Genomic DNA, 24,625 nt, shown 5'->3' with positions numbered 1-24,625 from the left:
GCCAAGGTTGTTGGCTTTCCCGGATGGTGCGGAAGACGCGGGGCTCCGGCAAGGGGAGGAAAGTGCCAAGGTTGCCGGCGGCCGTATATCAACTGCCGGGGAGTGGAAAGGTCGGTCAGCCGAAGGTGCGGCGTCCTTGTGGAGCGCCGCCGGTCAGGGCGGTGGCTGGGGCGTGACCGTTATGGCTGATACGAGCGCGTCGCTGCGCGGCCAGGGTAGGGGCGACTCCCAGGCTGGTGGGTACGGCTCGGCGTTCCGCGGTGGCGCGGCCGCCTCCTCGGTGGAGGCGGCCGCGCCGGTCGCCTAGCCTCCTGAAGGGACGCCCGGCCGGCTGAGAAAGTCGCGCAGGACGCGCGCGGTGTCGCTCGGGGCGGACGCGGCGACGCACAGCCTGTCGAGCACCAGCAGGTAGCGGCTGAGGTCGCCCGCCTTCTCGACGTGGACCGCGCTGGCGAGCTGCTCGATGTAGACCACGTCGGGCAACTCGTCCTGGTCGAAGCGCAGCACGGTGAAGCGGCCGTTCGGCCCGCCGTGGACGGGACGGCTGAGCGGCAGGATCTGGACCGTCGTCTCCGGCCGTTCGGCGAGCGCGGCCAGGTGCTCGATCTGGCGGCGCGTCACCGCCTCGCCGCCGACCCAGCGGTGCAGGACGGCCTCGTCCAGGACGGCCCAGACGCGGGGACCGCCCGGACGGGCGAGGCGTTCCTGCCGGGCCATCCGCAGCTCGACCTGGAGGCGGACCCGGTCCTCGGGCGCGCGCGGGTCGCGCAGGCGGACCGCGGCGTCGGCGTACTCCTCGGTCTGGAGGAGGTCCGGCACGGCCATCGCCTCGTACACGCGGATGAGCGACGCCGCGTCCTCCAGCCCGAGGTACGGCTCGAACGAGCTCGGCAGGGCCTCGGCGTACGGCGCCCACCAGCCGAGGGTGTTGGCGTCCTCCGCCAGGCGGAGCAGGGCGGCGCGCTCGTCCTGGTCGGTCACGCCGTAGAGGGTGAGCAGGTCGGAGATGTCGCGCTCCTTGAAACCGACCCGGCCGAGCTCCATCCGGCTGATCTTGGAGTCGGAGGAACGGATCCGGTACCCGGCCTCGTGGCGGGCGATGCCGCTCGCCTCGCGGTGGACGCGCAGCCGCGCGCCGAGCCGCAGCCGCGCCACGGTCGGCCCGGCGCGCCACGGCGAGCCCGCCTCCGGCCGGACGTTCGAGCTCTCGGGGCCAGGACGCGGTGGCAGGCGCGGGCCCAGACCCGCAGCTCGTGGTGGGTCGCCCCGCAGAGCTGCGCGATGCGCGTGACGTCCTGCGGGCGCGGCTGCCGTTCGGCGCGCAGGTACTCCGAGACGGTGGTGCGGGCCAGGATCCCGTTCTCGGGGTCGCGGCGGGAGAGCTCGACCAGGCGGCGCAGGCTCAGCCCCGCCTGTTCGCGCAGCCGGTCGAGCTCGTCCATCAGCTCGCGCAGCGTGCGCGCCCGGGACGGGTCCGCGCTGAGGGACGGCCGGGGCGGCGTCTCGACCCGCCCTTTCTCGGGCGGCGGCCTTTCCCTGTCGTCGCCGTCGGGACGTCCCAATGCGGCGGCGGTCTCCCGCCAGCGTTCGCGCCATTCCCGCAGCTCCCCGCCGCAGACCTCGACATAGGCGCTGGTCACCGGCCAGGTCGGGAAATCCCTGCCGCCCGCGGCCTCGGAGAGAATGGAATAGCTGTAGTGGCACCGTGCGGCCATCGCGCGATAGGTGGGCTTTCCGGCCTTCTCCCGGAGGGTGCGGAGCGCGAGGGCGAAGGCCGCCACCGGACCGGCGGACGGATCGAGGGGTTTCTCCTGCCGCGGCATCGTCAGCCACGCGGCGCGCGGACGGCGGCGTTCGCGAGCAGGGCCGCGAGTTCGGCCGCGGCGGCGCACGCGCAGGCCGCGACGCAGGCGGCCTCGTGCGGGTCGGTCCCGCGCAGGACGAGCAGGACGACCATCAGCAGGATCGTCACCGTGATGACCGGCCGCTCCCCGGAAAGGGGCAGCGAGGCCGGAGGCCGGCAGGCAAGGGAAAGGGACACCGGGGTTCCTGTCTGTCATGGCTCGGGCGGAAATTCGCTGAACGGGCGACGGACCTCGGATGGCCCCGCGCGGTTGCCGCCGCGAAAGGCCGGGCATCTCCCGTTTCACGCATCATCGTCGCGGACGGCGCGCGGAACGGGAAGCGTTATGCCTCCCCATATTGTTCACAAAACCAGCGCGCATATCCGCGGGGAACGGCCGTGTCAAGGGCTCGTTGTTCGCGAATCGCGCGGTCAAACAGGCCAAACGTGCGTGCAGAGCATGAACGACCGGGCCGCCCGGCGAACCCGGAACAATGCGCGCCGCCCGCCGGACCGCTGTCCGCGCAGGTCAGCGCCCGGCACGGCGGAACGCCGCCCCGGGCAGGGCGGCCTCAGGGCGGCGCGGGGTTGCCGGACAGGCCGCGTCCGGACTTTGCTTGGAGAGGCCGATCACCGTCTGATGGCTCGGGCGGGACCGATCGAGCGGGGGCCTCCCGTTGCCGCGGGAGGCCCCGACGCGACCCTTCGAACGCGACACCCCCGGCCCGCCGTTCGCCTCCTTCCAGTGCGGCGCCCCGGCGTGCCGTTCGAGCCACGAAAAAGCGGAGGTCCGGCCCGCCGTGCTCAGGGGAGAGGCACGGCGGGCCGGGATCCGTGGGGCACCGCGGCGCGGTACGGCGGCCGGGCCGGGGGCGCGATCAGCGCAGGGTGGCGAGGGCGCGGTGCTCCTCCAGGGCTCGGTCGACCTCCTCGTCTAGCAGGTCGTGGTTGAGGGCGATGGCGGCGGCCGAGCCCATCCCGGCCGCGGTGACGACCTGCGCGCGCGGGTCGGCGACGTTCCCGGCGGCCCAGACGCCGGACACGCTGGTACGGCCCGTCGCGTCGGTGACCACCCGGCCGTCCTCGCCGGTCGCGCAGCCGAGGCCGGTGAGCAGGCCGTCGTTCGGCACCATGCGCGGGAACACGAACGCGGCGTCGCGCGGGACGACCCGTCCCTCGGCCAGTTCGACGGCGCGCAGCCGGTCGCCGTCCACCACCAGCTGCTTGATCGTCCCGTCGAAGATCCGCACGCCGCGGGCGGCGATCCGCTCCCGGTCGGCGTCGTCCACCTCCAGCGTGTGCGGGAAGAAGACGACGTCGTCGGACCACTGCCGCAGCAGCAGCGCGTGGTGGACCGAGCCCGGGTGCGTGCCGAGCACCCCGAGCTTGCGGTCGCGGACCTCGTACCCGTGGCAGTACGGGCAGTGCAGCAGGTCCCGGCCCCAGCGCTCGCGGACGCCCGGGATGTCGGGCAGCTCGTCGCGCAGTCCGGTGGTGACGATGACGCGGCGGGCCCGCAGGACGGCCCCGCCGACCAGGCGCACGTAGAAGCCGTGGTCGATGTGCTCGACCCTCGCCTTGATCAGGCTGACCCCGTACCCGGCGATCTCGGTCCGGCCGACCTCCAGCAGCGCGGCCGGGGACATCCCGTCGCGCGACAGGAAGCCCTGCATGTGGGCCGCCGGGGCGTTGCGGGGCTCGCCCGCGTCGACGACCGCCACCCGGCGCCGGGCCCGGCCGAGCACCAGCGCCGCGTTCAGCCCGGCCGCGCCTCCGCCGACCACCACCACGTCGTACACCGGGTCCCGCTCGGTGTCCTTCACATCGCTCATGGCGATCACCTCCACCGGCAGGATGCGCGGCCCGTCCCCAGACCGGCAACTTTTGTTGCCAATATTGGGACAAACGGGTGGAATGGCCGGCGTGGACAACGCACCCGCCATCGCCCGCGCCCTGACCGAGGTCGGCCCCCGCCTGAAGCGCCTGCGCACCGAGCGCGGCGTCACGCTGGCGGCCCTGTCCGAGGCCACGGGCATCTCCAAGAGCACCCTGTCACGGCTGGAGTCGGGCCAGCGCCGCCCCAGCCTGGAGCTGCTGCTGCCCCTCGCGCAGGCCCACCAGGTCCCGCTGGACGAGCTGGTCGGCGCCCCCGAGGTCGGCGATCCCCGCGTCCGCCTCGCGCCGCAGCGCCTGCACGGCAACGTCGTGCTGCCCCTGACCCGGCAGCCCGGCCCGTTGCAGACGTTCAAGATGGTGCTGCCGGCGTCGCGCAGCACGCCCGACCCCTGCACGCACGAGGGCTACGAGTGGCTGTACGTGCTGTCGGGCCGCCTGCGGCTCGTCCTCGCCGAGCACGACCTGGTGCTAGGGCCGGGCGAGGCCGCCGAGTTCGACACGCGGATGCCGCACTGGTTCGGGACGACCGGGGACGGGCCCGTCGAGGTGCTCAGCCTGTTCGGGCGCCAGGGGGAACGGATCCACGTCCGCGCCAGGCCCCGTTCCGGAAAGCCGTCCGGCGGCTGACCGTCCGGGGCTCAGGTGGGGTAGCCGGGGGTCGCGCCGACGGCGCGGGTCTCGGCGAGTGTGGCGATGCGGGTGGTGGAGCGGCCCGGGATGGCGGGGAGCTCCCACACCTCCGCGCCGAGCACGGCGGCGGCCTCGCGCTTGCCCGCGCCGTGCGGGTCCTCGGCGGTGTAGGCGAGGGCCGCCGGGCGCAGCGGCGCGAACAGGTCGGCGTACGCGCGCCAGTCGACGACGTCGAGCGCGCCGTGCACGATGAAGACCCCGTCCACGGACCGCAGCGCCGCGAGGATCTCGGCCCGTTCGGCCTCGGTCTGGTACGGCCTGCCGGGGCCCTTCCAGGCGCGGGTGCGCGCGTCGTCCTCGACGCCGACCACGAGCGGGTGGCCTTGGGCGCGCGCCGCGTCGAGGAAGCGGACGTGCCCGACGTGGAGCAGATCGAACACGCCGGTGACGATCGTCGCCCCGGACGGCGCGGTCGCGCCGTCCGGAAGCTCCAGGGCCAGTCCGGCGCTGGTCTGTTCTGAGGAGTTCATGTCGGGCGTCGTCCCACTTCCCTCGGTCATGGTCAACGGTACCTACCGTCGCTCCCCATCATCGGACCTCGGGTTCGGTCGAGGTCAACGCACCGCGTACCTCGACTGGACGAGGCCCGCGCCGAACACCTCGGTGCCGAGGTGCTCCAGGTCGACGTCGCGCTCCAGCTCGCCGAACAGCGGCAGCCCCGACCCGATCAGCACGGGCACGGTCGAGATGGTCAGATCGTCCACCCGCCCGGCGCGCAGGAACGACCTGATGACCTGGCCTCCGTCCACGTAGACGTGCCGGGCGGTGGCGTCGAGGTGGTCGATCAGCGCGTCCAGGTCGCGGTGGACGGTGACGCGCGGATCGCCGGTCTCCAGCGTCCTGCTGAGGACCTCGACCCTCTTCCCCTCGTGCGGCCAGGCGCCGAACGTGAGCCCCGTCTCGTACGTCGCGCGCCCCATCACGATGGTGTCGATGCCGGCGATGAACGCGTCGTAGCCGTACTCCCCGGCCTTCTCCCCGCGCGAGGTGAGCCACTCGATGTCGCCGTCGCGGCGGGCGATGAACCCGTCGAGGCTGACGCCGATGAAGACCGATGCGATGAACGTCACGGATGCCTCCCGTTGGCCCGGTAGGGGTCGATGAGTTGGGTGAGCGCGGCGCGCAGGGCGTCCGCGAGGGTGCCGGAGCCGTCGATGGCCCAGGTGATGAGCGCGCCGTTGTAGGCGACCTGGACCGAACGCGCGGTCAGGCCCTCGGCGAGCTCGCCGTCCCGCTCGGCCTCCCCGACGAGCCGGGCGATCTCGCCGTGGATCCGGCGGGCCTGCGCCCTCGCCAGGTCGCGGAACTCGGGGTCGGTCAGGTCGAGCTGGAGGAATCCCAGGTGGTTGGCCATCTCCTCGGGGGTGCGGACCGGCGCGGCGAACGAGTCGAGCGCGGCGAGCAGGGCCGCGAGCGGGGAGCCGTGCGCGGCGCGGGCCCGTTCGAACGCGCTCGCGGCGGCGCCCTCCGCGGTCCGGGCGACCGCGAGCAGCAGCCCGCGCTTGGAGCCGAACCGCTGGACGAGCGTCGCCGGGGACAGCCCCGCCTCCTCGGCGACCTTCGCGAGGGTGAGCGCGGCCGTGCCGTGCGCGCCGATCGCGCGCGCCGCCGCGGCGAGGACAGCCTCGTCGCTGGTCGTGCGTGGCCGGGCCATCGCGCCTCCCGTGGGCTCCCAGTTTGTGAACGGTCGTTTGGAAACCTAGCGCATCCGGGCCCATTAGTAAACGAACGCCCATTTACTAACCCGCCCGCGGGGCGCGCAGAATGCGTCCGCGCGTTCGGCACTCCGTCGCCGGACGCATAGACCGGACGCCCCCACGCTGGCACTTTGGCGCCCATGCCCACGAACCCAGCCCCACCCCCGCCCCCGCCACCGACCACCCCTCCGCCTCCACCCCCCGCACCCCCGCCGGCCGAACCATCCGTGCCGCCTGCGCCGTCCGCGCCGTCCGACCCGTCCGCGCTACTCGCGCCGCCTGCGCCGCCCGCACCCCCAACGCCCCCGCCGTATGTGCCTTCCGGGGGTTTGCGGTGGGGGCGGGGATCGGGCGGGAGTTGGAGCTGCTGCGGAAGGAGGTGGTGGACGATCTCGGGGACCGGGACGCCCGCTACATCCGGCGGGTGATCGCGGTCCAGCGGGGGCTGGAGGTGGCCGGGCGCGCGCTGCTGCTGGCGCACGGGTGGCACCGCAACCTCGCCCGGCCGGGCGCGCGGCGCGGACGTGCGTTCGGCCGGACGGTCTGGGGCGCGGGCACGGCGAGCCTCGCCGCGGCCAAGATCCTGGAGAACATGGAGATCGGGCACAACGTCCTGCACGGCCAGTGGGACTGGATGCGCGACCCCAAGATCCATTCGACGACGTGGGAGTGGGACACCGCGTGCCCGGCGGCGCAGTGGAAGCACTCGCACAACGTGGTCCACCACACCTTCACCAACGTCGTCGGCAAGGACCGCGACGTCGGCTACGGCGTGCTGCGGGTCGCGCCCGAGCAGCCGTGGCATCCGGTCTACCTGGCGCAGCCGTTCTACAACGTCCTGCTCGCCCTGCTCTACGAGTACGGCATCGCGCTGCACGACCTCGCCGTGGAGAAGGTCGCGACGGGCGAGAAGGCGCAGGAGGAGGTGGACGCGCAGCTCCGCGAGATCGGCCGGAAGGTCGCGTGGCAGTGGGCCAAGGACTACGCGGCGTTCCCGCTGCTGTCGGGGCGGTCGTTCCTGCCGACGCTGCTCGGGGCGCTGACCGCCAACACGGTCCGCAACGTCTGGGCCCACATGATCATCTTCTGCGGGCACTTCCCGGCGGGCATCGCGACGTTCCCCGAGGAACGGCTCGACGGCGAGACCAGGGACGAGTGGTACGTCCGGCAGCTCCTCGGGTCGGCGAACATCACCGGCGGGCCGCTGTTCCACCTGATGACCGGGAACCTCAGCCACCAGATCGAGCACCACCTGTTCCCCGACCTGCCGAGCAACCGCTACGCGGAGATCGCGCCGCGCGTCCGCGAGCTGTGCGAACGGCACGGGCTGCCGTACCACACCGGGCGGCTCGGCCGGCAGGTCGCGAGCACCTGGAAGAAGATCGTCAGGCTCGCGTTCCCCGGCGGCTGAGGGCGGCGGGCACCGCGAGCACGGCCGGGACGACCAGCAGCGCGACGCCCGCCGGGACGAGCAGGTACCAGCCGCACGACAGCAGCACGACCGCCGTGAACGCGGTGGCCGCCCACGCCGCCGCGCGGGCCCGTCCCGCGAACAGCCGCGCCGCCGAGGCCATGCCGACGACGGTCACCGCGGCCAGGCACGCCGAGGTGGCCCGCATCAGCGGGTCCAGGCCGACGCCGCCGAGCACGACCGCCGCCGTCAGCGCCCCGGTGAGGACGGCCATGACCGCGAGGGGACGGTGCGGCGTCCCCGACGCCGATGGCGGCGGCCCCCATCGGCGGGGCAGGACGCCGTCGCGCGACAGGGCGGCGCCGAGCCGCGCGCCGCCCGCGATGTAGGTGTTCATCGCGACGAAGCTGAGGGCGAGCGCGACGCCCGCCGTGACGGGACGGGCCGCCGAGCCGATCCCCGCGTCCAGCAGGAGCGTCAGCGGTACGGGCGACGACGCGGCCCGTTCGCCGAGGACGCCGGTCACGGTCACGGCGAGGCCGAGGTAGAGCGCGCCGACGATGACCAGCGTCAGCACGGTCGCGCGCCGCAGCAGGCGGCCGTCCGCGAAGTCGGCGGACAGGTGGCTGGCCGCCTCCCAGCCCGCGAACGCGAAGAACAGCACCCCGGCGGCGTGCGCGATGCCCGCGGCGCCGTGCGGGGCGAACGGGGTGAACGCGTCCGCCCGCACGTGCGGTCCGGCGGCGCAGACGGCGGCGACCAGCAGCGCCGCGAGCAGCGCCACCAGCGCGAGCTGGACGCCGCCCGACAGGCGCAGGCCGCCGTGGTTGGCGGCGAACGCGGCGGCGAGCAGCCCGGCGGCGATCGCGAGCGTGCCCGTACGGCCGAGCCCGGCGGCGGACGCGACGTAGTCGCCGCCGATCAGCGCGCCCGCGAGGACGCCGACCGGCACGGCCGCGTAGAACCAGAGGCCGACGACCGCCGAGACCCTGCGCCCGAAGGCGCGGGCCGCGAACGCGGCGACGCCGCCCCCGTCGGGGTGCCGGGCGCCGAGCGCCGCGAACGTCAGCGCGACGGGCACGCTGAGCGCGAGCAGCACGGCCCAGGCGAGGATCGAGGACGGTCCGGCCGCCGCGGCGGCCAGGTGGGGCAGGGCCAGCACGCCGGGGCCGAGGACCGCGCCGACGAACAGCGCGGTGCCCTGGCCGAGGCCGAGCCGGTGAACGGGCGACTCACTCACGGTGCGGAAACTAGCCAGACGAACGGTCCGTACCGGTCCAAGACGAATGTATGGCCGGAATATGGCCGATAATCCCGTGCATGGACGAACTTGATACGGCGATCGTGCGGCTGCTCCAAACGGATGCCCGGCAGTCCAACCGCGAGCTGGCCCGCACGCTCGGCATCGCGCCGTCGACCTGCCTGGAACGGGTCCGGGCGCTGACCCGGCGCGGCGTCATCCGCGGCTACCACGCCGACATCGACCCGGCCGCGCTGAACCGGGGCGTGCAGGCGCTGGTGTCGCTGCGGCTCCGCCCGCTCACCCGCGGCGTGATCACCACGTTCAAGGACGACATGGCGGGGACGCCGGAGGTGGTCAGCGTGTTCGTGGTGGCGGGCGGCGACGACCTGGTGCTGCACGTCACCGTGCCGGACCTCGACCGGCTGCACGGGTTCCTGCTCGACCGGCTCAGCAAGCGCAAGGAGATCGCCGGGTTCCGCACCTCGGTGATCTTCCAGCACGTGCACAACCGGGTGCTGTCCAGGCTCGACGGCCACGCGTCCCCCTGAGGCGCGGGGTGCAACGCGGCGGAGGCGCGCGGGGTTCCAGTCCCGTAACCGAACGCCCCCGCACCGAAGGAAGAGCATGGACCTACAGCTTTCCGGCCGCGTCGCCATCGTGACGGGCGCCTCGAAGGGCATCGGGCTCGCGATCGTCCGCGGCCTGCTGGACGAGGGGGCGCGCGTCGTCGCGGCGTCCCGCACGTCCGGCCCCGGGCTGGACGCGCTCGCCGGACCGTCCCTCGTCCACGTCCCGGTCGACCTGATGGACCCCGAGGCCCCGGCCCGCGTGGTGGAGCGCGCCGTCGAGGCGTTCGGCCGCCTGGACGTGCTGGTCAACAACGCGGGCGGGCCGCCGCCCGGCGCGACGCTGCCGCGCTTGTCGTTCACCGGCCCGACCGACGACGACTGGCGGGAGATGTTCGAGTTCAACCTGTTCTCGGTCGTGCGGGCCGTCCGGGCGGCGCTGCCGCACCTGCTGGAGAGCGACGCGGCGGCGATCGTCAACGTCTCGTCCTGCAACGCCCGGCAGCCACCGCCGATGAACGTCGACTACAACGCGGCGAAGGCGGCGCTGAACAACCTCACCAAGGCGCTGTCGGAGGAGTACGCGCCGCGGGGCGTCCGGGTCAACACCGTCTCGCCCGGCCCGGTCCGCACGGACTGGTGGACGAAGGACGGCGGCGCGGCCGACGTCCTCGCCGAGCAGACCGGCGCCGGGCGCGACGCCGTGATGGACAAGGTCGCCCCGGAGATGATGAACCTCTCCACCGGCCGGCTCGCGGACCCCCGCGAGGTCGCCGACGTCGTCGCCCTGCTGGCGTCCCCGCGCTCGGCCAGCACGACCGGCGCGGACTTCGCGGTCGACTCGGGCTTCGCCAAGGCCGTCTGACCGACCGGTCAGACCGGGGCCGCCGCCGCCCCTGAGCCGCCGGCCCCGTCCGCGCACACCGCCCCGTCCGGCCGGGCAGCGCTGTCCGCGCGCGCCGTACCGTCCGGTCGCGCCGTACCGTCCGCGCGTGCCGTACTGTCCGCGCGCGCCGCACCGTCCGGCCGGGCAGCACCGTCCGCACGCACCGCGCCGTCCGCGCGTGCCGCACCGTCAGCACGCGCCGTACCGTCCGCGCGCGCCGCATCGTCCGGTCGGGTAGCGCTGTCCGGTCGGGCGGGGGCGTCCGGTTCGGCGGGGGCGTTCGGGGGACGGGGCGGCGGCGCAGGCCCCAGGCGGTGACGGCCGCGCCGAGGGCCGCCGCGACGACCGGCACGACCAGCGCCGCGCGGAACGCGCCGAGCCGGTCGCCGGGGGACGTGCCGTCCAGGGCCGCGACGTGGACGGCGGTGGCGATCGAGATGCCGAGCGCCGCGCCGAACTGGAACGCGGTGTTGAGCAGCCCGCTCGCCAGCCCCTGCTCGGACTCCGCGACGCCGTCGGTGGCCGCGATCGTCAGCGGCCCGTACGCCAGCGCGAACGCGACGCCGAGCAGCAGCAGCGAGGGCAGCATCGCGGCGTACGTCCAGTCCATCCCGACGGGCAGGAACAGCAGGTACGACACGATCGCGGTCAGGAACCCGCCGAGGATCACCCGCACCGTTCCGAAGCGCCGCACGAGCCTCGGGGTGAGGGTCGGCGCGAGGACGACGTCGGCGCCCGCGACCAGCAGCGCCAGCCCGGTCTGCAACGTGCTCCAGCCGCGCAGCTCCTGGAGGTACAGCGTGACGAGGAACTGGAATCCGAAGAACGCGCCGGTCAGCAGCAGCGCCCCCGCGTTCGCCCGGACGAGCGCGCCCGACCGCAGGATGCCGAGCCGGACGAGCGGCGCGGCGGCGCGCCGTTCGATCGCGACGAACGCCGCGAGCAGCGCGGACCCGCCCGCGAACACCAGCGCCGTCCACGCCGCGCCGTCCCCCGGGTGCTCCAGCCGAACGACGCCGTACACCAGCAGCAGCATCGCGGCGGTGACGCTCACGGCCCCCGCCAGGTCGAACGACCCGCCCCGGCCCCGGCCGCCCGCTCCGGCACGTCCGGCGGCGCGGAACGCACCGCCGCGGAACGCACCGCCGCGGGCCGCACCGTCGCGGGGTGCACCGTCGTGGGACGCACCGTCGTGGGGCGCACCGTCGCGGAACGCGCCGTCGCGGTCCGCGCCGTCGCCGGGCGCACCGTCGCGGGCCGCACCGTCGCGGGCCGCACCGTCGCGGGGCGCGCCGTCGCGGGGCGCGGGCTCGCGCGTGCCCGGACCGTCCTTCGGCAGCAGGAGCAGGGCGCCGGCCAGGATCGCGGCCGACAGCGCGACGGGCGCGAAGAACACCCAGCGCCAGCCGAACGAGGTCAGCACGCCGCCCGCGACGAGCCCGAGCGTGAAGCCGCCCGCCGCCGTGCTCGCGTAGACCATCAGCGCCCGGTTGCGCAGGGGGCCCTCGGCGAACGTCGTCGTGATGATCGACAGCCCCGCCGGGGTCATGAACGCCGCGGCGGCGCCGGTCACGAACCGTGCGACCAGCAGCGTCCAGCCGTTCCCGGCGAACCCGCCGAGGCCGGAGAAGACCAGGAACACCCCGAGCCAGAACAGGAACATGCGGCGCCGCCCGAGCAGGTCCGCCGCGCGCCCGCCGAGCAGCATGAAGCCGCCGTAGCCGAGGACGTAGGCGCTGACGACGCCGCTCAGCGTCCCCGTGGACAGGTCCAGGTCGGCCCGGATGGACGGCAGCGCGACGTTCAGCATGGCCACGTCGATGCCCTCAAGGAAGATCGCGCCGCACAGCACCATCAGCACGCTCCAGGCGCGCCCGGCGGACCGCGCGGGCGGCGCCGGAGGGGGCGGAGCGGCGGGCGGGGACGGCGTGGTGGACATCGGGACGGCTCCTTCGTAGACGGTTATGCACGCGCACATCGGTTCTCTCTTGTAACCGACGCCATCATGCGGCACCATCTCCGACCATGGAAGACGGCACTTCGCGGACCCTCGGTACCCCCGGTGATACCGCCTCCGACTTCGACGTCCTCAACTGGGACGTCCGGGAGGGGTGCGAGGTCAGGCAGATCCTCGACCGCATCGCCGACAAGTGGTCGCTGCTCGTCATCGCGCTGCTCGACTGCTCCAGCCTGCGCTTCACCGAGCTGCGCCGCGAGATCGACGGCATCAGCCAGCGGATGCTGACCCGCACGCTGCGCCATCTCGAACGGGACGGGCTGGTCCAGCGCACCGTCCACCCGGTCGTCCCGCCCCGGGTGGACTACGCGCTGACGCCCCTCGGCCGCAGTCTCCACGCGACCATCAAGGCCCTGGTGACCTGGACCGAGGAGCACCAGCGGGAGATCGCCGAAGCCCGCGGCGCCTACGACGTCCGCACCGCCGAGGAGGCCGCGCTCGAACGCGACGGCGCCGCCCCCGCCGCGCCCGCGCGCCCCGCCGGGTCCGCCGCGCCTGCCGGGTCCGCCGCGCCTGCCGCGCCTGCCGGGTCCGCGACCCCCGCCGGGTCCGCGACCCCCGCCGGGTCCGCGACCCCCGCCGGGTCCGCGCGCCCCGCCGCGTCCGCCGCGCCTGCCGCGCCTGCCGCGCCTGCCGCGCCTGCCGCGTCCGCACGCCCCGGCGCGTCCGCCGCGCCCGCCGCGTCCGCGCGCCACGCCGCGCCCGCCGAGTCCGCGACCCCCGCCGCGCCCGCCGCGCCCGCGCGCTCCGCCGCGCCCGCCGCGCCCGCGCGCCCCGCCGCGTCCGCCGAGTCCGCGACCCCCGCCGCGTCCGGCTGAGCCTCCGGCCGCTCGTCCTGCTGGGCGTTGTCCCCGGCCGGGGTGGGCTTGCGGCGGGGCAGCAGGAGCGCCGGGACGAGGGCCAGCGCCATCAGGACGAGCGCGAACCCGTAGGTGTCCCGGAACGCCCCGGCGAGCGGCCCGGCGATCGCCGCGTGCTCGTCCGGGCCGAGCCGGTGCAGGGCCTGGAGGCCGCCGTCGCCGGGGACGAGGCCCGCCATGAACGTGGTGAGCAGCACCGACGCGACGGCCGTGCCGATCGCGGCGGACGTCGTGTTGACGAGGTTCACGGTGGTGCTCGCGGCGGGCGTGCGCTCGTTCGACAGGCCGCGGCTCGCGGTCGTCATCGTCGGCATCATCGTCGCGCCGCCGCCCGCGCCCATCAGCAGCATCGCGCCCCACAGCCCCCAGTACGGGGCGTCCGCGCTGAGCTGCACGGCGAACAGCGCGAACCCCGCGAACGCCACCGCGATCGCGCACGGCACGAACCGTCCGGGCGCGACCCGGTCGATGATCCGCCCGGCGACCTGCATCGTCACGCCGGACGCCAGCGCCGCGGGGACGCCGATCAGCCCGGCGGCCGTGGCGCTCTCGCCCCGGACGACCTGGAGGTACAGCGGCATCAGCAGCATCGTCCCGAAGTAGCCGGTCGAGAACAGCGCCAGCGTGCCCGTCGCCGCGGCGAACGTCCGGTCGCGGAACAGCCCGAGGTCGATCAGCGGGTGCCGCGCCGTCAGCGCCCGCACGGCGAACGCCGCGACCAGCAGCACCCCGGCCGCGATCGGCGCCAGCACGGCGGGCGCGGCGAAGTCGCCCCGGTCGCCGCCCGCCGTCACGCCGTAGATCAACGCCGCGAGCCCCGGCGAGAGCAGCAGCAGGCCGAGCACGTCCAGCGGACGCCGCGGCTGCGCGCCCTCGCGCGGGAACGTCCGGGCCGCGAGGTACACCACGAGCGCGCCGATCGGGACGTTGACGAAGAACATCCACCGCCACGACACCTCGTCGATCAGCCAGCCGCCGACGACCGGCCCGGCGAGCGGGCCGACCAGGATCGACAGGCCGAGCGTGCTCATCAGCCGGCCGAGCCGTTCGGGACCGGCGGCGCGGATCAGGATGGTCATCCCGACCGGCATCACCATCCCGCCGCTGAGGCCCTGCACGACGCGGAACGCGACGAGCGACTCGATGTTCCAGGAGAGCCCGGCGAGCACCGAGCCCGTCGCGAACGCCGCGACCGCGATCAGGTACAGCCGCCGCGCGCCGAACCGCCCGACCGCCCACGCCGTGCTCGGGATCACCGCGCCGAGCGCGAGCGAGTAGCCGGTCGCGACCCACTGGATGGTGCCGAGCGGCGCGTCGAAGTCCTGCGAGAGCCGGTTCAGCGCGACGTTCACCACGGTCGTGTCGAGCGTCACCATGATCGACCCGGCGACCAGCACCAGCGCGATCGCCATGGCCCGCGGGTCGCCCCCGCCCGCCGCGGAGCCCTTCGCGGCTCCGGGGGCCGTTCCTCTGGAGGACATGGCGGTCACGACGCGTAGGGGCGGACGGTGCGGGCCTCGCGCAGGGCCAGCGCCCACCACGCGAGCTGGTCGAGCATCTGCTTGGCCGCGGCGTTGCTCTGCTCCGGGTCCTCCAGGAGGCCCTGGTCGTCGAACCGGCCGTGCGGGTGGTGCAGCGCCACCGAGTCCCGCACGGTCACCGCGTGCAGCTCGGCGAAGACCGGCCGCAGGTGCTCGACCGCCCGCAGCCCCGCCGACACCCCGCCGTACGACACGAACCCGACGGGCTTCGCCTGCCACTGCGTGAAGTGCGAATCGATGAGGTTCTTCAGCGTGCCGGGGTAGCTGTGGTTGTACTCGGGGGTGACGATGACGAACGCGTCCGCGGCGTCCAGCGCCGAGGTCACCGTGTCGAACGCCGGGGGCGGCGCCGACCCGAGCGCGGCGGGCGGCGGCGCGTCGGCGAGGTCGATCACGTCCACCGCGAGGCCGCGGTGCTGCTCGGCGCGCTCGACGAACCAGCGCGCGACCGTCGGGCCGAACCGTCCCTGGCGCGTGCTGCCGATGATGACCGCGAGGCGCAGCGGCGTGTCGTTCATGGGATCTCTCTCCTCAAGACGCAGGTCACAGGCTCTTGCCGGTGGGTCTCCGACGCTACGGAGCCCCGCGCGGCCGGGAATCTGTCAGGTGACCGGCCTTGGCGACCGGCCCGTCCGTCCACACTCTGAGACCTGAACGAAACTTGAGGTCAACCCCGCGGCGCGCACCGCCTCGGCACGCGCGTCAACGTGCGAGGCGGGCAGGCCGGAAGAGGGCGTTCACGGCTGTGCGCGAACGCCCGGTCGAACGGGCCGGGTCAGCCGCGGTGGGCCAGGGCGTCGCCGATGACGTGCTCGCGGCCCCACGCGCCGAGCGGCGCGAGCGCCTCGTTGAGGGAGACCCCGAGCGGGGTCAGGGAGTACTCGACGTGCGGCGGGACCTCGTCGTGCTCCTCGCGGTGGACGATGCCGTCCGCCTCCAGCTCGCGCAGGTGCGAGGCGAGGACCTTCTCGGTGATCCCCGGGACGTTGCGGCGCAGGTCGCCGAAGCGGCGCGCGCGGTCGTGCAGTGCCCACAGGATCAGCACCTTCCACTTGCCGCTGACGACGCCCATCGCCGCGTCGATCCCGCAGACGTACGTGCCCGGCCTCATCCGCCACCTCTCCTGCCTGCTCGCTAACCCCGGGGTAACCGCCCACTCGCAAGTGCGTACTGGTGCGGCCGGGTCGCTCGTACCAGCCTAAACGGCATGGACAACGACATTCGGATCACGTTGCTCGGACTCGGCGACATGGGCACGGCCCTCGCCCGGACGTGGCTCGCCGCCGGATACCGGCTGACCGTCTGGAACCGCACGGCCGCCAAGGCCGAGCCCCTGCGCGCGGAGGGCGCGGCCGTCGCCGCCACCGCCGCCGAGGCCGTCGCCGCGAGCGACCTCGTGGTGGCCTGCCTGCTGGACGACGCGTCCGTTGAGGAGTCCCTCGCGGGGGCGGACCTGGCGGGCAAGGACCTGGTCAACCTGACGACGGGCACGCCGGGCCAGGCCCGGTCGCGCGCGGACTGGGCCCGCGGCCGCGGCGCCCGCTTCCTGGACGGTGGGATCATGGCGGTGCCGCCGATGATCGGCGTACCGGAGTCCGGCGGGTACATCTTCTACAGCGGCTCCCGCGAGGTCTTCGACGCCCACCGCGAAACGCTGGCCGTCCCGACGGGAACGAGCTACGTCGGCGAGGACGCGGGCTTCGCGGCGCTCCACGACGTGGCGCTGCTGAGCGCGATGAACGGCATGTTCGCCGGGGTGTGCCACGCGTTCGCGCTGGTCCGCAACGAGGACATCTCCCTGAAGGATTTCGCGCCGCTGCTGACCGGTTGGATCACCGCGATGGCCTCGAACCTCGGCGTCGTCGCCGAGCAGCTCGAAAGCGGCGACTACACCAAGGGCGTGGTGTCCAACCTGGCCATGCAGGTGGCGGGCAACGCGACCCTGCTACGGACCGCGGACGAGCAGGGCGTCAGCGCCGAACTCCTCGCCCCGTACATGAACCTGATGGAACGCCGCCTCGCGGCGGGCCACGGCGAGGAGGGCACCACCGGCATCATCGACCTCCTCACCCGCTGACCCCACTGACCCCGCATCCACGGACGCCCCCACCCCCGGCCGGTCGCCGTCCTGCGGCCTCCCGCCCCGCGGCTCGCGGGCGGTCCCAGCCCCCGGCCGGTCGTCGGCCTGCGGCCTCCCGCCCCGCGGCGTGCGGGCGGCCCCAGACGCCCGGCCGGTCGTCGGCCTGCGGCCTCCCGGCCTGCGGCCTCCCGGCCCGCGGCTCGCGGGTGGCCTCAGGCGTCCGGGCGGGCGGCGGGTTCCGGGGGGTCGTCGGCGAGGGACGCGAGGTCGAGGCGGGCGAGCCGTTCGGGGTCGGAGAGGACGTCGATGGCGACGACCTTCCCGCCCGTGACGGTGAACGCCATGATCGACAGCGGCCGGCCGCGCGAGGCGACGACGACCCCGGCCGCGCCGTTGATCAGCGCCGGGCGGGCGTGCGGGGACAGCCGGCCGAACGTGACCGCCTGCTCGGCCACGGTCCGGGCGCCGGTGATCACGACCGTGTGGCGGGCGCGCGCGATCCCGCCGTCCGAGCGCAGCACCACGCCGGGGTCGAGCACGGAGACGAGCGCCTCGAAGTCGCCGTCGCGGGCGGCGGCGAAGAACGCGTTGACCACGTCGCGCTGGCGGCCGAGATCGGGATCGGGCGCGGGGGCCTGTCCCCGCACCCGGCGGCGCGCCCGGCTCGCGAGCTGCCGCGCCGCGACCGGCGTCCGCTCGATCATCGGGGCGATGTCCTCGAACGGCACGGCGAACATGTCGTGCAGCACGAACGCGAGCCGTTCGGCGGGCGCGAGCGTTTCGAGCACCACCAGCAGGGCCAGCCCGACCGAGTCGGCCAGGAGCGCCTCGTGCTCGGGGTCGGTGCCCTCCTCCCGGTCGACGACCGGGTCCGGCATCCGCGTTTCGAGGGGCCCCTCGCGCCGCTGCTCGCGCGAGCGCAGCACGTTGAGGCACACGCGGGCGACCACCGTGGTCAGCCAGCCGTCGAGGTTCTCCACGCCGTCCGTTCCGGCGCGGCTGACCCGCAGCCACGCGTCCTGAACGGCGTCATCGGCCTCGCTCAACGAGCCGAGCATCCGGTACGCCACCGCGCGCAGGCGGCCCCGGCTCTCCTCGAAGCGCTCCGCCAGCAGTTCGCCCTCGTCCACCTGTCACGTTCCTTCCTCGCCGCGTGTCATGACGGTAGACCCGCGTGAACGGGGTGAAGCTGACCGGGCCGCGCGCCCGGAACGGACCAGTTCGGAGGAGCCATGACATCGCCCATTCTGCTCACCGGTGGCACGGGGACGCTCGGGCGCCTGGTCGTACCGCGCCTGCGGGAAGCCGGCCGCGACGTGCGGGTGCTCAGCCGCCGCCCGCACGAGCCCGCGGAGGGCGTCGAGTACGTGACGGGCGACCTGCTGAAGAACGAGGGGATCGAGGCCGCGGTGGACGGCGCGGAGACCGTCCTGCACCTGGCGGGCGGCGCCAAGGGCGACGACGAGGCGACCCGCAACCTGGCGCGCGTCGCGGCGCGCACCGGCGTCCGGCACCTGGTCCACATCTCGGTCATCGGCGCCGACAGGATCCCGCTGGCCTACCTGCGGACCCAGCTGGAGGCGGAACGCGCCGTCGCCGACGCGGGCGAGCCGTGGACCGTGCTGCGCGCCGCCCAGTTCCACGACCTCGTCCTGAAGATGGTGGAGAAGATGGCGAAGCTGCCGGTCGTGCCCGCGCCGGGCCTCCGGCTCCAGCCGGTCGACCCGGCGGACGTCGCGGCCCGCCTCGTCGAGCTGGCGCTCGGCGAGCCCGCCGGGCGGGTGCCCGACCTCGCCGGGCCGGAGGTGCTCAGCATGGCCGACCTGGTCCGCGCGTACCTCGGGGCACGCGGCAAGCGCCGTCCCCTGATGCCCGTCCGGCTCCCCGGGAAGGTCGGCCGCGCGTACCGGGCGGGCGACAACCTGACGCTCGAAGGCGCGGACCTCGGCAAGCGCACCTGGGCCGAGTTCCTGGCCGACCGCCTGCCTTGAAGGACCGCGCCCTCAGCGGGGCGGCGGTGCGGACGGCCGCCGGAAGTCGGCCCACACCACCGTCCCCCTGGCGGCGCCGTGCGATCCCCAGCCTGTGGACAGCGCCTCGACGGGCCGCGGCCCGCGCTCGTCCTCGCAGGTCGGCTCGTCCCGCACGCGCCCCGTACGGAGTCGAGTCAGTCCGCGGGAACGAACGACAGGGGTTTGGTGAGGGTGCGGCGGACGGGGGAGCGTTCGACGCGGTCGAGGACGGCGGTGCGCTGGGCCGGGGTGAGGGACGGCGGCAGGGTGAGGGCGTAGCGGAAGCGGGTCGCGTCGTCCTCGCGTTCCAGCCAGACCCGGGCGTGGACGTCGCCGGTGACGCCGAGGTCGGCGAGGGCCATCCGCGCGGTCATCGTGACGCAGGAGGCGAAGGCGGCCTCCAGCAGCTCGTGCGGTCGCGGGCCCTCGGCGCCGCCGACGCCGTTCTTGGCGGTGTCGGCGAGGCCGGCGTGGAGGTCCGTCCGGTACTCGACCTGGTTGGGAACGGGCAGTGCTCTCGCCTCGATCATGGAACGAGGCTAGCCCGCGTGTCCGCATGTTGGCCAACATCGTCCACTATGTGGACGGAAGTCGGGGCGGCAGCAGGCAGCGCAGGACGGGGCGGGCCGCTTCGGCCGGGTCGGAGGGCAGGCCGGGCGGCAGGTTGCCGTTGAGCCAGAGGGCCGCGAAGCCGTGCACGATCGACCAGGCGGCGATCGCGGCGGTCCGCTGGTCGGCGCCGGACGGCGCGGCGTGGCCGCGCGCGCCCCGCTGGAGGATCGCGTCGGCCCGCGCGCTCTCGGCCGCCACCTCCGGGTCGTCCGCCCGGTAGAGGTCGGGGCGGAACATCACCTCGAAGTAGGCGCGGTGATCGACCGCGAACCGCACGTACGCCGCGCCGACGTCCAGGAAGTCGTCCCCGGCGGCGGTGAGGGCGTCGGCGAACAGCCGGTAGCCCTCCGCCGCGACGGCGGTCAGCAGGCCCGTCTTGTCGCCGAAGTGGTGCGCGGGCGCGGCGTGCGAGACGCCCGCGCGGCGGGCCAGTTCGCGCAGGCTCCAGGTGGCCGGGCCGGACTCCGCGATCGCCTCGACGGCCGCGTCGAGGACGGCGCGCCGCAGGTTGCCGTGGTGGTACGAGGTCACCCGCCGATCATATCTTGCCATTGACAAGTTGTGCCCGCCCGTGCGTCAATCTATCCACTGACAAGATGCGAAGGAGGGCGACATGCCCGCTCTGCCGTGGACCGGATTCCCCGACGCCGACGACGGGTCGAAGGTGGTCGTCATGGCCTCCCGCCTGGAGGTCCGCTCGTTCAAGGACGTCCCGGGGTTCTTCCGGGCGTCGATGACCGTGCTGCGCCAGGCCAAGGAGTCGGACGGGATCAGGGGCGTCGCGCTGAAGGCCGACCTCGCCCGCCGCACGTTCTGGACCGTCTCGGTCTGGCGCGACCGCGACGCCGTCCACGCCTACGCCGCCGCCGAACCCCACCGTTCGACGATGCGCCGCAAACGCGCCGTGATGCGCGACTCGACGTTCGTCTTCTGGGACGCCGAGACCGCCGACCCCGTCCCCTGGGACGAGGTCGAACGCCGCATCACCGCCCAACGCGCCACCGCCTGACGCGGGGGGCAGGGGGCAGGAGGCGGGGGGTCAGTGGCCTCGGACGAAGGAGAGGTTGCGGGTGAAGGGGCGGAAGCCGAGCGACTGGTACGTGGCGCGGGCCGAGGGGTACGCGTCGTCGCCGCGGGCCGCGACGCGGGCGTGGTCCGCGCCGAGGGCGCGGGCCGCGCGCAGGGCGCCGAGGACGGCGGCGCTCGCGAGGCCGCGGCGCCGGTGCCCCGGGGCGGTGCCGACCGGTTCGAGGACGGCGGCGCGGTTGCGCTCGTCCAGCCAGACCAGGCAGAACGACACGGGCGTGCCGTCCGGCGCCTCGACCAGCCAGTCCAGGTCCGCCCGGTACGGCCAGGCGCGCATCACCCTGAGGTAGCTCTCCGTCACCACCTCGGACGGCTCGCCGGGCCGGGAGAACGCCGCGCGGTGCACGGCCGCGCGCGCCCCCGCCTCCTCCTCGCCGCGTACGGGACGCAGCGTGTAGCCGTCAGGCACCGCCGGTTCCGGGAGGTCGCCCGCCAGGGAACGGCGCAGGTGGACGAAGAACGGGCCGTTGCGCTGGAGCCGGAAGCCGTGGCCGAGGAGGGCCTCGACGAGCGGGGACTCGGTGTCCAGGACGGTCACCACGCGCGCCGACCTTGGCGCGACGGTCTCGAACCATCGCAGGATCTCGTCCATCACCCGCGCGTGCGCCGGATCGACGTGCAGGTCGAGCCGTCCGGGGGGCTGGGCCCACGCCCACGCCACGGTCTCGCCCGCGTGCTTCCAGACGGAGATCCGCCACTGCGGCTCGCGCCCGGGGTGCTGGAGCCGGTGCCAGACCAGCTCGCCGAGGTGCCAGCGGCAGCCGTCCGGGGACCACAGCCGTCCCGTGAGCTCCTGCATCGCGCGGAGATCGGCGAAGTCGTGCCGTTCGTAGCGGCCCTGTCCCATCGACGGGACCCTACCGGTGGCCCCGTCCCCCGCGCGGGTGTTCGTGTTCCGTCCCGGGGTGGCCGGGCGGCTTCCCGTGGGACTTCGGCTTCTTCGGCTTCTTGGACTTCCACGGCCCGCGCGGGGGCGACCCGTGCCCGCGGCCCTTGTCGTTCTCGTCGTCGCCGCGCTCCGGGACCGTTCCGCCCTTGGGCTTGGTCCTCTTCGGCTTCTTGTGCTTGTGGTGCTTCTCGCCGTCCGCCTCGGGCTTGCCGGAAGGACCGGAAGGAGGAGAGCCGGGCGAACGTGACGGGTCCGCGGTCGGGGACCGGCTCGGCAACGGCGTCAGGCCGTCCCGCGCGGGCGACCGGTCCGGGGAGGGCTGGATGCGGGAGTGGTGCGGCTCCTGGCCGGGCAGCCTGCCCGTACCGGCGGCCAGGGCGACCCCGCCGCCGAGCACCGCCACCGCGCACGCCCCGGCCAGCGTCTTGGCGGTGAGCAGCCCGGCCAGGGCGGGACGCCGCCGGGCGCCGTGCCGTCCGGTGGCCGTGCGCGGCGGCGCTTCGGGCAGGACGGCCGTCCGCCCGGCCGCGACTCCGCCGGACGACCGCGCCGCGCCGTTGGCCCCGGCGGTGCGGGCCGCGAGGAACGCCGTCACGGCGGCGTCCTCCCCCGCGAGTTCCGCGTCCGACGCGGGTCCGGCCGCGGCCTTCAGCAGTTCGGCCAGCGGCCGGTCCTGCGCGGTCGCGGGATCGGCGTGGCCGCCGGCGTCGAGCAGGCGCTCGGCGGCGGCCGGGTCGAGTGGATCGTGCCGGTGATCGCTCATCTCACCCCTTCAGCGCCGGAAGCCTCACCGCCGTCACCGTGCGGCGCGGGAAGCGGCACAGGGTGCTGGCCGGCGGGCGGCGCGGAGAGGCGTTCGGTGAGCCGCCGCAGCCCCCGGTACGCCGCCGTCCGCACCGCGCCGGGGCGCTTGCCGAGGACCCTCCCGGCCCCCTTCGCGTCCAGGCCGACGACCACGCGCAGCAGGACGGCCTCGGCCTGGTCGGGCGGCAGTTCGGCGATCAGCGCGACGGCCGCCTCGGTGGCCAGGCCGTCGAGGGCGAGCGCGGCGGTGTCGCCCTCCGCCGCGATCCCGACCAGCTCGTCCGCCGGAACGTCGGCGACCGGGCGGCGGCTGCGGCGCCGGATCTGGTCCAGGGCGCGGTGCCGGACGATCGTCGCGCACCAGCCGCGGAAGCCGTCGATGTCGCCGGTGAACGAGCCGAGGTCGCGGGCGATCTGGAGCCACGCCTCCGACGTCACGTCCTCGGCCTCGTCGCCGACGAGCGCCTTGGCGTAGCGGAGCAGCCGGGGCTGCACGTCGCGGAAGAGCGCGCGGAAGGACTCCTCGTCGCCCGCCTGCGCCGCCAGAACGGCGCGGTCGAGCTCCTCGTCCCTCGCCGCGTCCCTCACCCGCGACATTGTGCAGCCATTTCGCGACAGGTGTGATGCCTACCGCCGCCTGGGCGCCGAACGCCCGTCCCGGCCCGCGTCCCCGGACTCCGATCCGCCCGGACGGCGGCCCCGCCGCCGCCACGACCGGCGGGGCGCCGAACGAGTCAGCGGAGCGAGTCAGCGCGTCCGGCCGCGCGGAACGCGGGCGCGGCCGGACGCGCCGTACGGTCAGGTCAGCGCTTGACCTGGCCCCGGTAGCCCACCGGGCCCTCGCCCTTGAACTGGGCGGCCCCCTGGAACCTGGAGCCGTCGTCGAAGAACGTGATGCTCGCGTTGCCCTCCTGGCCGGCCCACGAGATCTGCGTGCCGTTGGCCGGCAGCCGGTCGGACGGGACGACGGCCTCGCGGTTCTGGACGACGACCGTCAGATCGTGGTCGTCGTGCCAGGGGGCGTCCGGGCCGCCCCACTGGATCTGCGTCTTGTACGTGGCCATTGCCAACCTCCTTCGCTCGCGCGCTGTCGCGCGCTCCTCGGTGCTGCGCGGCCGTGCCGAGCGCGGGCACGGCCGAGAGGCCGCGGAGCAGGGTCCGCGACGGGAGACGTCGACGCCGAGGGCCTCCGGGGCCGGGATCCCGGCCGCTCGCCTGACGATCGTTCGGTAAACGCTCTTGTCAAGTCGGCCCTCTCCTCGTTCGTACGCTCGCGGTCACGCACTGACAACCTCGGTGGCCCGTAGCGGACGGCTCACGAGCCGTAGCGGCAGAGTGAGGAGGCCGCCGCGGAGCGAGTGCGGACGCCGTCCCGGCACCCGTCCGGAGTCTGGCGCGGCGCCTGTCGCGGAAACCGTCGTGGAGCGAGGGCGCGGAGGCCGTTTGCGGCACCCGTCCGCGCGGCCGTGGCACGCCTGTCCTATAACGGCCGCCCCAGAGGCCAGGCCAAGCCAGACCCGGAGCCGGACGGCGACGCTCGCCGCCCGTCCCGCGCGGGCCCGATCGCGCCGCTCGGCGAAGACCGGATCGCCGGGCGGGAACAATCGGGGTGGGGGGACGGTTACACATAGCGGTCGGTGTGCTTGGTGTCCCCGGGCCTCACCTATCGCCTTCGCGGAATACCGTCCGGCTGGAGCCGCGTTGTGCCTTTCGCCGAGAGGCGACCCACACATCGACCACGACCGGGACCCCGCCGGGCCGCTTGGCCCGGCGGGGTTCGGCCTTTTCCGGATGGAAGATCCCGGATGGAAGACTTGCGGGCATGAGTCTCGCGGCACGTCTGGAACGCCTCGGCCGGCCCCTGGTCGAGGAGCAGCTCCGTCACCCCACGGTCGAGGGCATCGCCCGCGGCGATCTGGACGAGGCGGTGTTCCGCTCCTGGCTCGAACAGGACTACCTCTACCTGCTCGACTACGTACGGGTCTTCTCGCGGCTCGCCTGGCAGGCGCCGTCCGCGCACCTCGGTGATCTAGTCGATCTGGCGTACTCGACGTTCCACGACGAGCTGGCGCTGCACCGGTCGCTGTCGGCGGAGTTCGGCGCGGACCTGGAGGGGGCGGAGAAGGGCCCCGCGTGCGCCGCGTACACCGAGTTCCTGCTGGAGAGCGCCGCCGACTACGGCGACGGGCTTGCCGCGCTCTACCCCTGCATGTGGGGCTACTCGACGCTCGGCGCGCGTCTCGCTGAGGACCCGCCCGCCGAGCCCCGCTACCGCCGCTGGGTCGACACCTACGCCGACCCCGCGTTCGCGGAGCTCTCCCGCCGCTGCGCCCAGATGATCGACGAGGCCGCCCCCGACCCGGACCGCGCCGAACGCCTGTTCCTGGAGGCGATGCGGCACGAACTCGCCTTCTGGTCCGTCCCCTAGCGCCGCGGCCTGGGCGCGGCGGGCATGCCGGTCACGCGGCCGCGCGGGGGATGAGGGGCGGTTG

General features: G+C 74.7%; 26 protein-coding genes and 3 pseudogenes. 9 read left to right on the top strand and 20 right to left on the bottom strand.

All coding sequences use genetic code 11. The annotated features are described in order from the left end of the window. Positions 1–303 precede the first annotated feature (303 nt). From GEV43_RS14665 to GEV43_RS14650, 4 genes and pseudogenes are all read right to left on the bottom strand, one after another. A complete protein-coding gene (locus GEV43_RS14665; protein ID WP_309239639.1) occupies positions 304–1,155 on the bottom strand; it encodes a helix-turn-helix transcriptional regulator in 852 nt (283 codons plus the stop codon). A gap of 101 nt (positions 1,156–1,256) precedes the next feature. Beyond that, positions 1,257–1,823, bottom strand: a pseudogene (locus GEV43_RS56115) (helix-turn-helix domain-containing protein); the annotation flags it as partial. Between the two features lie 2 nt (positions 1,824–1,825). Continuing rightward, positions 1,826–2,041 (bottom strand): hypothetical protein, encoded by a 216-nt coding sequence (locus GEV43_RS50225; protein ID WP_160821170.1) that lies wholly within the window; start codon positions 2,039–2,041, stop codon positions 1,826–1,828. Positions 2,042–2,721: 680 nt separating this feature from the next. Continuing rightward, a complete protein-coding gene (locus GEV43_RS14650; RefSeq protein ID WP_160821169.1) occupies positions 2,722–3,675 on the bottom strand; it encodes an NAD(P)/FAD-dependent oxidoreductase in 954 nt (317 codons plus the stop codon). Between the two features lie 82 nt (positions 3,676–3,757). Here GEV43_RS14650 and GEV43_RS14645 point away from each other — a divergent pair, with 82 nt between their 5' ends. Beyond that, positions 3,758–4,366 (top strand): helix-turn-helix domain-containing protein, encoded by a 609-nt coding sequence (locus tag GEV43_RS14645; protein ID WP_175250059.1) that lies wholly within the window; start codon positions 3,758–3,760, stop codon positions 4,364–4,366. Positions 4,367–4,377: 11 nt separating this feature from the next. On the opposite strand, the gene GEV43_RS14640 is transcribed toward GEV43_RS14645, so the two are convergent. The 3 genes from GEV43_RS14640 to GEV43_RS14630 form a co-directional block, all read right to left on the bottom strand. Further along, a complete protein-coding gene (locus GEV43_RS14640) occupies positions 4,378–4,899 on the bottom strand; it encodes an adenylyltransferase/cytidyltransferase family protein (RefSeq protein WP_160824528.1) in 522 nt (173 codons plus the stop codon). Positions 4,900–4,983: 84 nt separating this feature from the next. Further along, the gene (locus GEV43_RS14635) at positions 4,984–5,499 is read right to left on the bottom strand and encodes a dihydrofolate reductase family protein (protein ID WP_160821167.1); all 516 of its coding nucleotides are present in this window, start codon (positions 5,497–5,499) and stop codon (positions 4,984–4,986) included. Next, positions 5,496–6,083: a TetR/AcrR family transcriptional regulator gene (locus tag GEV43_RS14630; protein ID WP_160821166.1), complete on the bottom strand. Its 588-nt coding sequence runs from the start codon at positions 6,081–6,083 to the stop codon at positions 5,496–5,498. Before GEV43_RS14630 ends, GEV43_RS14635 begins: the two co-directional genes overlap by 4 nt. Positions 6,084–6,508: 425 nt before the next feature. On the opposite strand from GEV43_RS14630, the gene GEV43_RS14625 reads away from it, so the two are divergent. Then, positions 6,509–7,537 carry an acyl-CoA desaturase gene (locus GEV43_RS14625; protein ID WP_309239638.1) on the top strand — a complete coding sequence of 343 codons (1,029 nt, stop codon included), beginning with the start codon at positions 6,509–6,511 and terminating at the stop codon, positions 7,535–7,537. On the opposite strand, the gene GEV43_RS14620 is transcribed toward GEV43_RS14625, so the two are convergent. After that, entirely contained in the window at positions 7,512–8,777 is a 1,266-nt protein-coding gene (locus tag GEV43_RS14620) for an amino acid permease (RefSeq protein WP_160821164.1), read from the bottom strand. The two genes, GEV43_RS14625 and GEV43_RS14620, sit on opposite strands and share 26 nt — an antisense overlap. Positions 8,778–8,857: 80 nt before the next feature. Here GEV43_RS14620 and GEV43_RS14615 point away from each other — a divergent pair, with 80 nt between their 5' ends. Both GEV43_RS14615 and GEV43_RS14610 read left to right on the top strand, forming a co-directional pair. Then, positions 8,858–9,328 (top strand): Lrp/AsnC family transcriptional regulator, encoded by a 471-nt coding sequence (locus GEV43_RS14615; RefSeq protein ID WP_160821163.1) that lies wholly within the window; start codon positions 8,858–8,860, stop codon positions 9,326–9,328. Between the two features lie 76 nt (positions 9,329–9,404). Next, on the top strand, positions 9,405–10,211 hold the full coding sequence (locus tag GEV43_RS14610) for an SDR family NAD(P)-dependent oxidoreductase (RefSeq protein WP_160821162.1): 807 nt from the start codon (positions 9,405–9,407) through the stop codon (positions 10,209–10,211). Between the two features lie 520 nt (positions 10,212–10,731). Here GEV43_RS14610 and GEV43_RS50220 read toward each other — a convergent pair. Then, a pseudogene (locus GEV43_RS50220) lies at positions 10,732–12,042 on the bottom strand (MFS transporter); the annotation flags it as partial. 215 nt (positions 12,043–12,257) lie between these two features. Here GEV43_RS50220 and GEV43_RS14600 point away from each other — a divergent pair. Next, positions 12,258–12,620 (top strand): annotated as a pseudogene (locus GEV43_RS14600) (winged helix-turn-helix transcriptional regulator); the annotation flags it as partial. Positions 12,621–12,655: 35 nt separating this feature from the next. Here the strand turns inward: GEV43_RS14600 and GEV43_RS14595 are convergent. The 3 genes from GEV43_RS14595 to GEV43_RS14585 form a co-directional block, all read right to left on the bottom strand. Further along, positions 12,656–14,590, bottom strand: coding sequence for a DHA2 family efflux MFS transporter permease subunit (locus GEV43_RS14595; protein WP_160821161.1), 1,935 nt, complete (start codon positions 14,588–14,590; stop codon positions 12,656–12,658). 5 nt (positions 14,591–14,595) lie between these two features. Next, positions 14,596–15,168: an NADPH-dependent FMN reductase gene (locus GEV43_RS14590; RefSeq protein WP_160821160.1), complete on the bottom strand. Its 573-nt coding sequence runs from the start codon at positions 15,166–15,168 to the stop codon at positions 14,596–14,598. A 257-nt stretch (positions 15,169–15,425) separates the two neighbouring features. After that, positions 15,426–15,761: a helix-turn-helix domain-containing protein gene (locus tag GEV43_RS14585; protein WP_160821159.1), complete on the bottom strand. Its 336-nt coding sequence runs from the start codon at positions 15,759–15,761 to the stop codon at positions 15,426–15,428. A gap of 96 nt (positions 15,762–15,857) precedes the next feature. Here GEV43_RS14585 and GEV43_RS14580 point away from each other — a divergent pair, with 96 nt between their 5' ends. Beyond that, positions 15,858–16,727 carry an NAD(P)-dependent oxidoreductase gene (locus GEV43_RS14580; RefSeq protein WP_160821158.1) on the top strand — a complete coding sequence of 290 codons (870 nt, stop codon included), beginning with the start codon at positions 15,858–15,860 and terminating at the stop codon, positions 16,725–16,727. A gap of 215 nt (positions 16,728–16,942) precedes the next feature. On the opposite strand, the gene GEV43_RS14575 is transcribed toward GEV43_RS14580, so the two are convergent. Further along, positions 16,943–17,860 (bottom strand): sigma-70 family RNA polymerase sigma factor, encoded by a 918-nt coding sequence (locus GEV43_RS14575; RefSeq protein WP_160821157.1) that lies wholly within the window; start codon positions 17,858–17,860, stop codon positions 16,943–16,945. Positions 17,861–17,962: 102 nt separating this feature from the next. On the opposite strand from GEV43_RS14575, the gene GEV43_RS14570 reads away from it, so the two are divergent. Beyond that, a complete protein-coding gene (locus GEV43_RS14570; RefSeq protein ID WP_160821156.1) occupies positions 17,963–18,721 on the top strand; it encodes an SDR family oxidoreductase in 759 nt (252 codons plus the stop codon). 12 nt (positions 18,722–18,733) lie between these two features. Here the strand turns inward: GEV43_RS14570 and GEV43_RS14565 are convergent, their stop codons facing one another. The 3 genes from GEV43_RS14565 to GEV43_RS14555 are packed head-to-tail and all read right to left on the bottom strand — an operon-like array spanning position 18,734 to position 19,885. Further along, complete coding sequence (locus GEV43_RS14565; RefSeq protein ID WP_160821155.1) at positions 18,734–18,877, bottom strand: hypothetical protein; 144 nt, start codon at positions 18,875–18,877, stop codon at positions 18,734–18,736. A 20-nt stretch (positions 18,878–18,897) separates the two neighbouring features. After that, entirely contained in the window at positions 18,898–19,272 is a 375-nt protein-coding gene (locus GEV43_RS14560) for an OsmC family protein (protein ID WP_160821154.1), read from the bottom strand. A gap of 46 nt (positions 19,273–19,318) precedes the next feature. Then, the gene (locus GEV43_RS14555) at positions 19,319–19,885 is read right to left on the bottom strand and encodes a TetR/AcrR family transcriptional regulator (protein ID WP_160821153.1); all 567 of its coding nucleotides are present in this window, start codon (positions 19,883–19,885) and stop codon (positions 19,319–19,321) included. An 82-nt stretch (positions 19,886–19,967) separates the two neighbouring features. Between GEV43_RS14555 and GEV43_RS14550 the strand changes: the two genes are divergently transcribed. Beyond that, positions 19,968–20,363, top strand: coding sequence for a DUF4188 domain-containing protein (locus GEV43_RS14550; RefSeq protein WP_160821152.1), 396 nt, complete (start codon positions 19,968–19,970; stop codon positions 20,361–20,363). A 30-nt stretch (positions 20,364–20,393) separates the two neighbouring features. Here GEV43_RS14550 and GEV43_RS14545 read toward each other — a convergent pair whose 3' ends face one another. From GEV43_RS14545 to GEV43_RS14530, 4 genes are all read right to left on the bottom strand, one after another. Continuing rightward, positions 20,394–21,287, bottom strand: a complete 894-nt coding sequence (locus GEV43_RS14545) for a GNAT family N-acetyltransferase (RefSeq protein ID WP_160821151.1) — start codon at positions 21,285–21,287, stop codon at positions 20,394–20,396. A 10-nt stretch (positions 21,288–21,297) separates the two neighbouring features. Further along, positions 21,298–22,092, bottom strand: a complete 795-nt coding sequence (locus GEV43_RS14540) for a hypothetical protein (RefSeq protein WP_160821150.1) — start codon at positions 22,090–22,092, stop codon at positions 21,298–21,300. Then, on the bottom strand, positions 22,089–22,721 hold the full coding sequence (locus GEV43_RS14535) for an RNA polymerase sigma factor (RefSeq protein WP_309239637.1): 633 nt from the start codon (positions 22,719–22,721) through the stop codon (positions 22,089–22,091). Before GEV43_RS14535 ends, GEV43_RS14540 begins: the two co-directional genes overlap by 4 nt. Positions 22,722–22,936: 215 nt before the next feature. Continuing rightward, positions 22,937–23,197 (bottom strand): hypothetical protein, encoded by a 261-nt coding sequence (locus GEV43_RS14530; protein ID WP_160821148.1) that lies wholly within the window; start codon positions 23,195–23,197, stop codon positions 22,937–22,939. A gap of 758 nt (positions 23,198–23,955) precedes the next feature. On the opposite strand from GEV43_RS14530, the gene GEV43_RS14525 reads away from it, so the two are divergent. Further along, positions 23,956–24,561: a TenA family protein gene (locus tag GEV43_RS14525; protein ID WP_160821147.1), complete on the top strand. Its 606-nt coding sequence runs from the start codon at positions 23,956–23,958 to the stop codon at positions 24,559–24,561. The last annotated feature ends 64 nt before the right edge of the window (positions 24,562–24,625 follow it).

This window comes from Actinomadura sp. J1-007, assembly GCF_009793335.1.
GTDB classification, from domain to species: domain Bacteria; phylum Actinomycetota; class Actinomycetes; order Streptosporangiales; family Streptosporangiaceae; genus Spirillospora; species Spirillospora yumaensis.
This window is presented reverse-complemented; position numbering and strand designations above follow the sequence as displayed.

Excerpts from the sequence above, each read along its gene's own strand:
- GEV43_RS14650 (WP_160821169.1), bottom strand. The coding sequence starts at position 3,675 with ATGAGCGATGTGAAGGACACCGAGCGGGACCCGGTGTACGACGTGGTG.
- GEV43_RS14645 (WP_175250059.1), top strand. The coding sequence starts at position 3,758 with ATGGCCGGCGTGGACAACGCACCCGCCATCGCCCGCGCCCTGACCGAG.
- GEV43_RS14640 (WP_160824528.1), bottom strand. The coding sequence starts at position 4,899 with ATGAACTCCTCAGAACAGACCAGCGCCGGACTGGCCCTGGAGCTTCCG.
- GEV43_RS14630 (WP_160821166.1), bottom strand. The coding sequence starts at position 6,083 with ATGGCCCGGCCACGCACGACCAGCGACGAGGCTGTCCTCGCCGCGGCG.
- GEV43_RS14615 (WP_160821163.1), top strand. The coding sequence starts at position 8,858 with ATGGACGAACTTGATACGGCGATCGTGCGGCTGCTCCAAACGGATGCC.
- GEV43_RS14610 (WP_160821162.1), top strand. The coding sequence starts at position 9,405 with ATGGACCTACAGCTTTCCGGCCGCGTCGCCATCGTGACGGGCGCCTCG.
- GEV43_RS14595 (WP_160821161.1), bottom strand. The coding sequence starts at position 14,590 with ATGTCCTCCAGAGGAACGGCCCCCGGAGCCGCGAAGGGCTCCGCGGCG.
- GEV43_RS14590 (WP_160821160.1), bottom strand. The coding sequence starts at position 15,168 with ATGAACGACACGCCGCTGCGCCTCGCGGTCATCATCGGCAGCACGCGC.
- GEV43_RS14585 (WP_160821159.1), bottom strand. The coding sequence starts at position 15,761 with ATGAGGCCGGGCACGTACGTCTGCGGGATCGACGCGGCGATGGGCGTC.
- GEV43_RS14580 (WP_160821158.1), top strand. The coding sequence starts at position 15,858 with ATGGACAACGACATTCGGATCACGTTGCTCGGACTCGGCGACATGGGC.
- GEV43_RS14570 (WP_160821156.1), top strand. The coding sequence starts at position 17,963 with ATGACATCGCCCATTCTGCTCACCGGTGGCACGGGGACGCTCGGGCGC.
- GEV43_RS14560 (WP_160821154.1), bottom strand. The coding sequence starts at position 19,272 with ATGATCGAGGCGAGAGCACTGCCCGTTCCCAACCAGGTCGAGTACCGG.
- GEV43_RS14550 (WP_160821152.1), top strand. The coding sequence starts at position 19,968 with ATGCCCGCTCTGCCGTGGACCGGATTCCCCGACGCCGACGACGGGTCG.
- GEV43_RS14545 (WP_160821151.1), bottom strand. The coding sequence starts at position 21,287 with ATGGGACAGGGCCGCTACGAACGGCACGACTTCGCCGATCTCCGCGCG.
- GEV43_RS14540 (WP_160821150.1), bottom strand. The coding sequence starts at position 22,092 with ATGAGCGATCACCGGCACGATCCACTCGACCCGGCCGCCGCCGAGCGC.
- GEV43_RS14530 (WP_160821148.1), bottom strand. The coding sequence starts at position 23,197 with ATGGCCACGTACAAGACGCAGATCCAGTGGGGCGGCCCGGACGCCCCC.
- GEV43_RS14525 (WP_160821147.1), top strand. The coding sequence starts at position 23,956 with ATGAGTCTCGCGGCACGTCTGGAACGCCTCGGCCGGCCCCTGGTCGAG.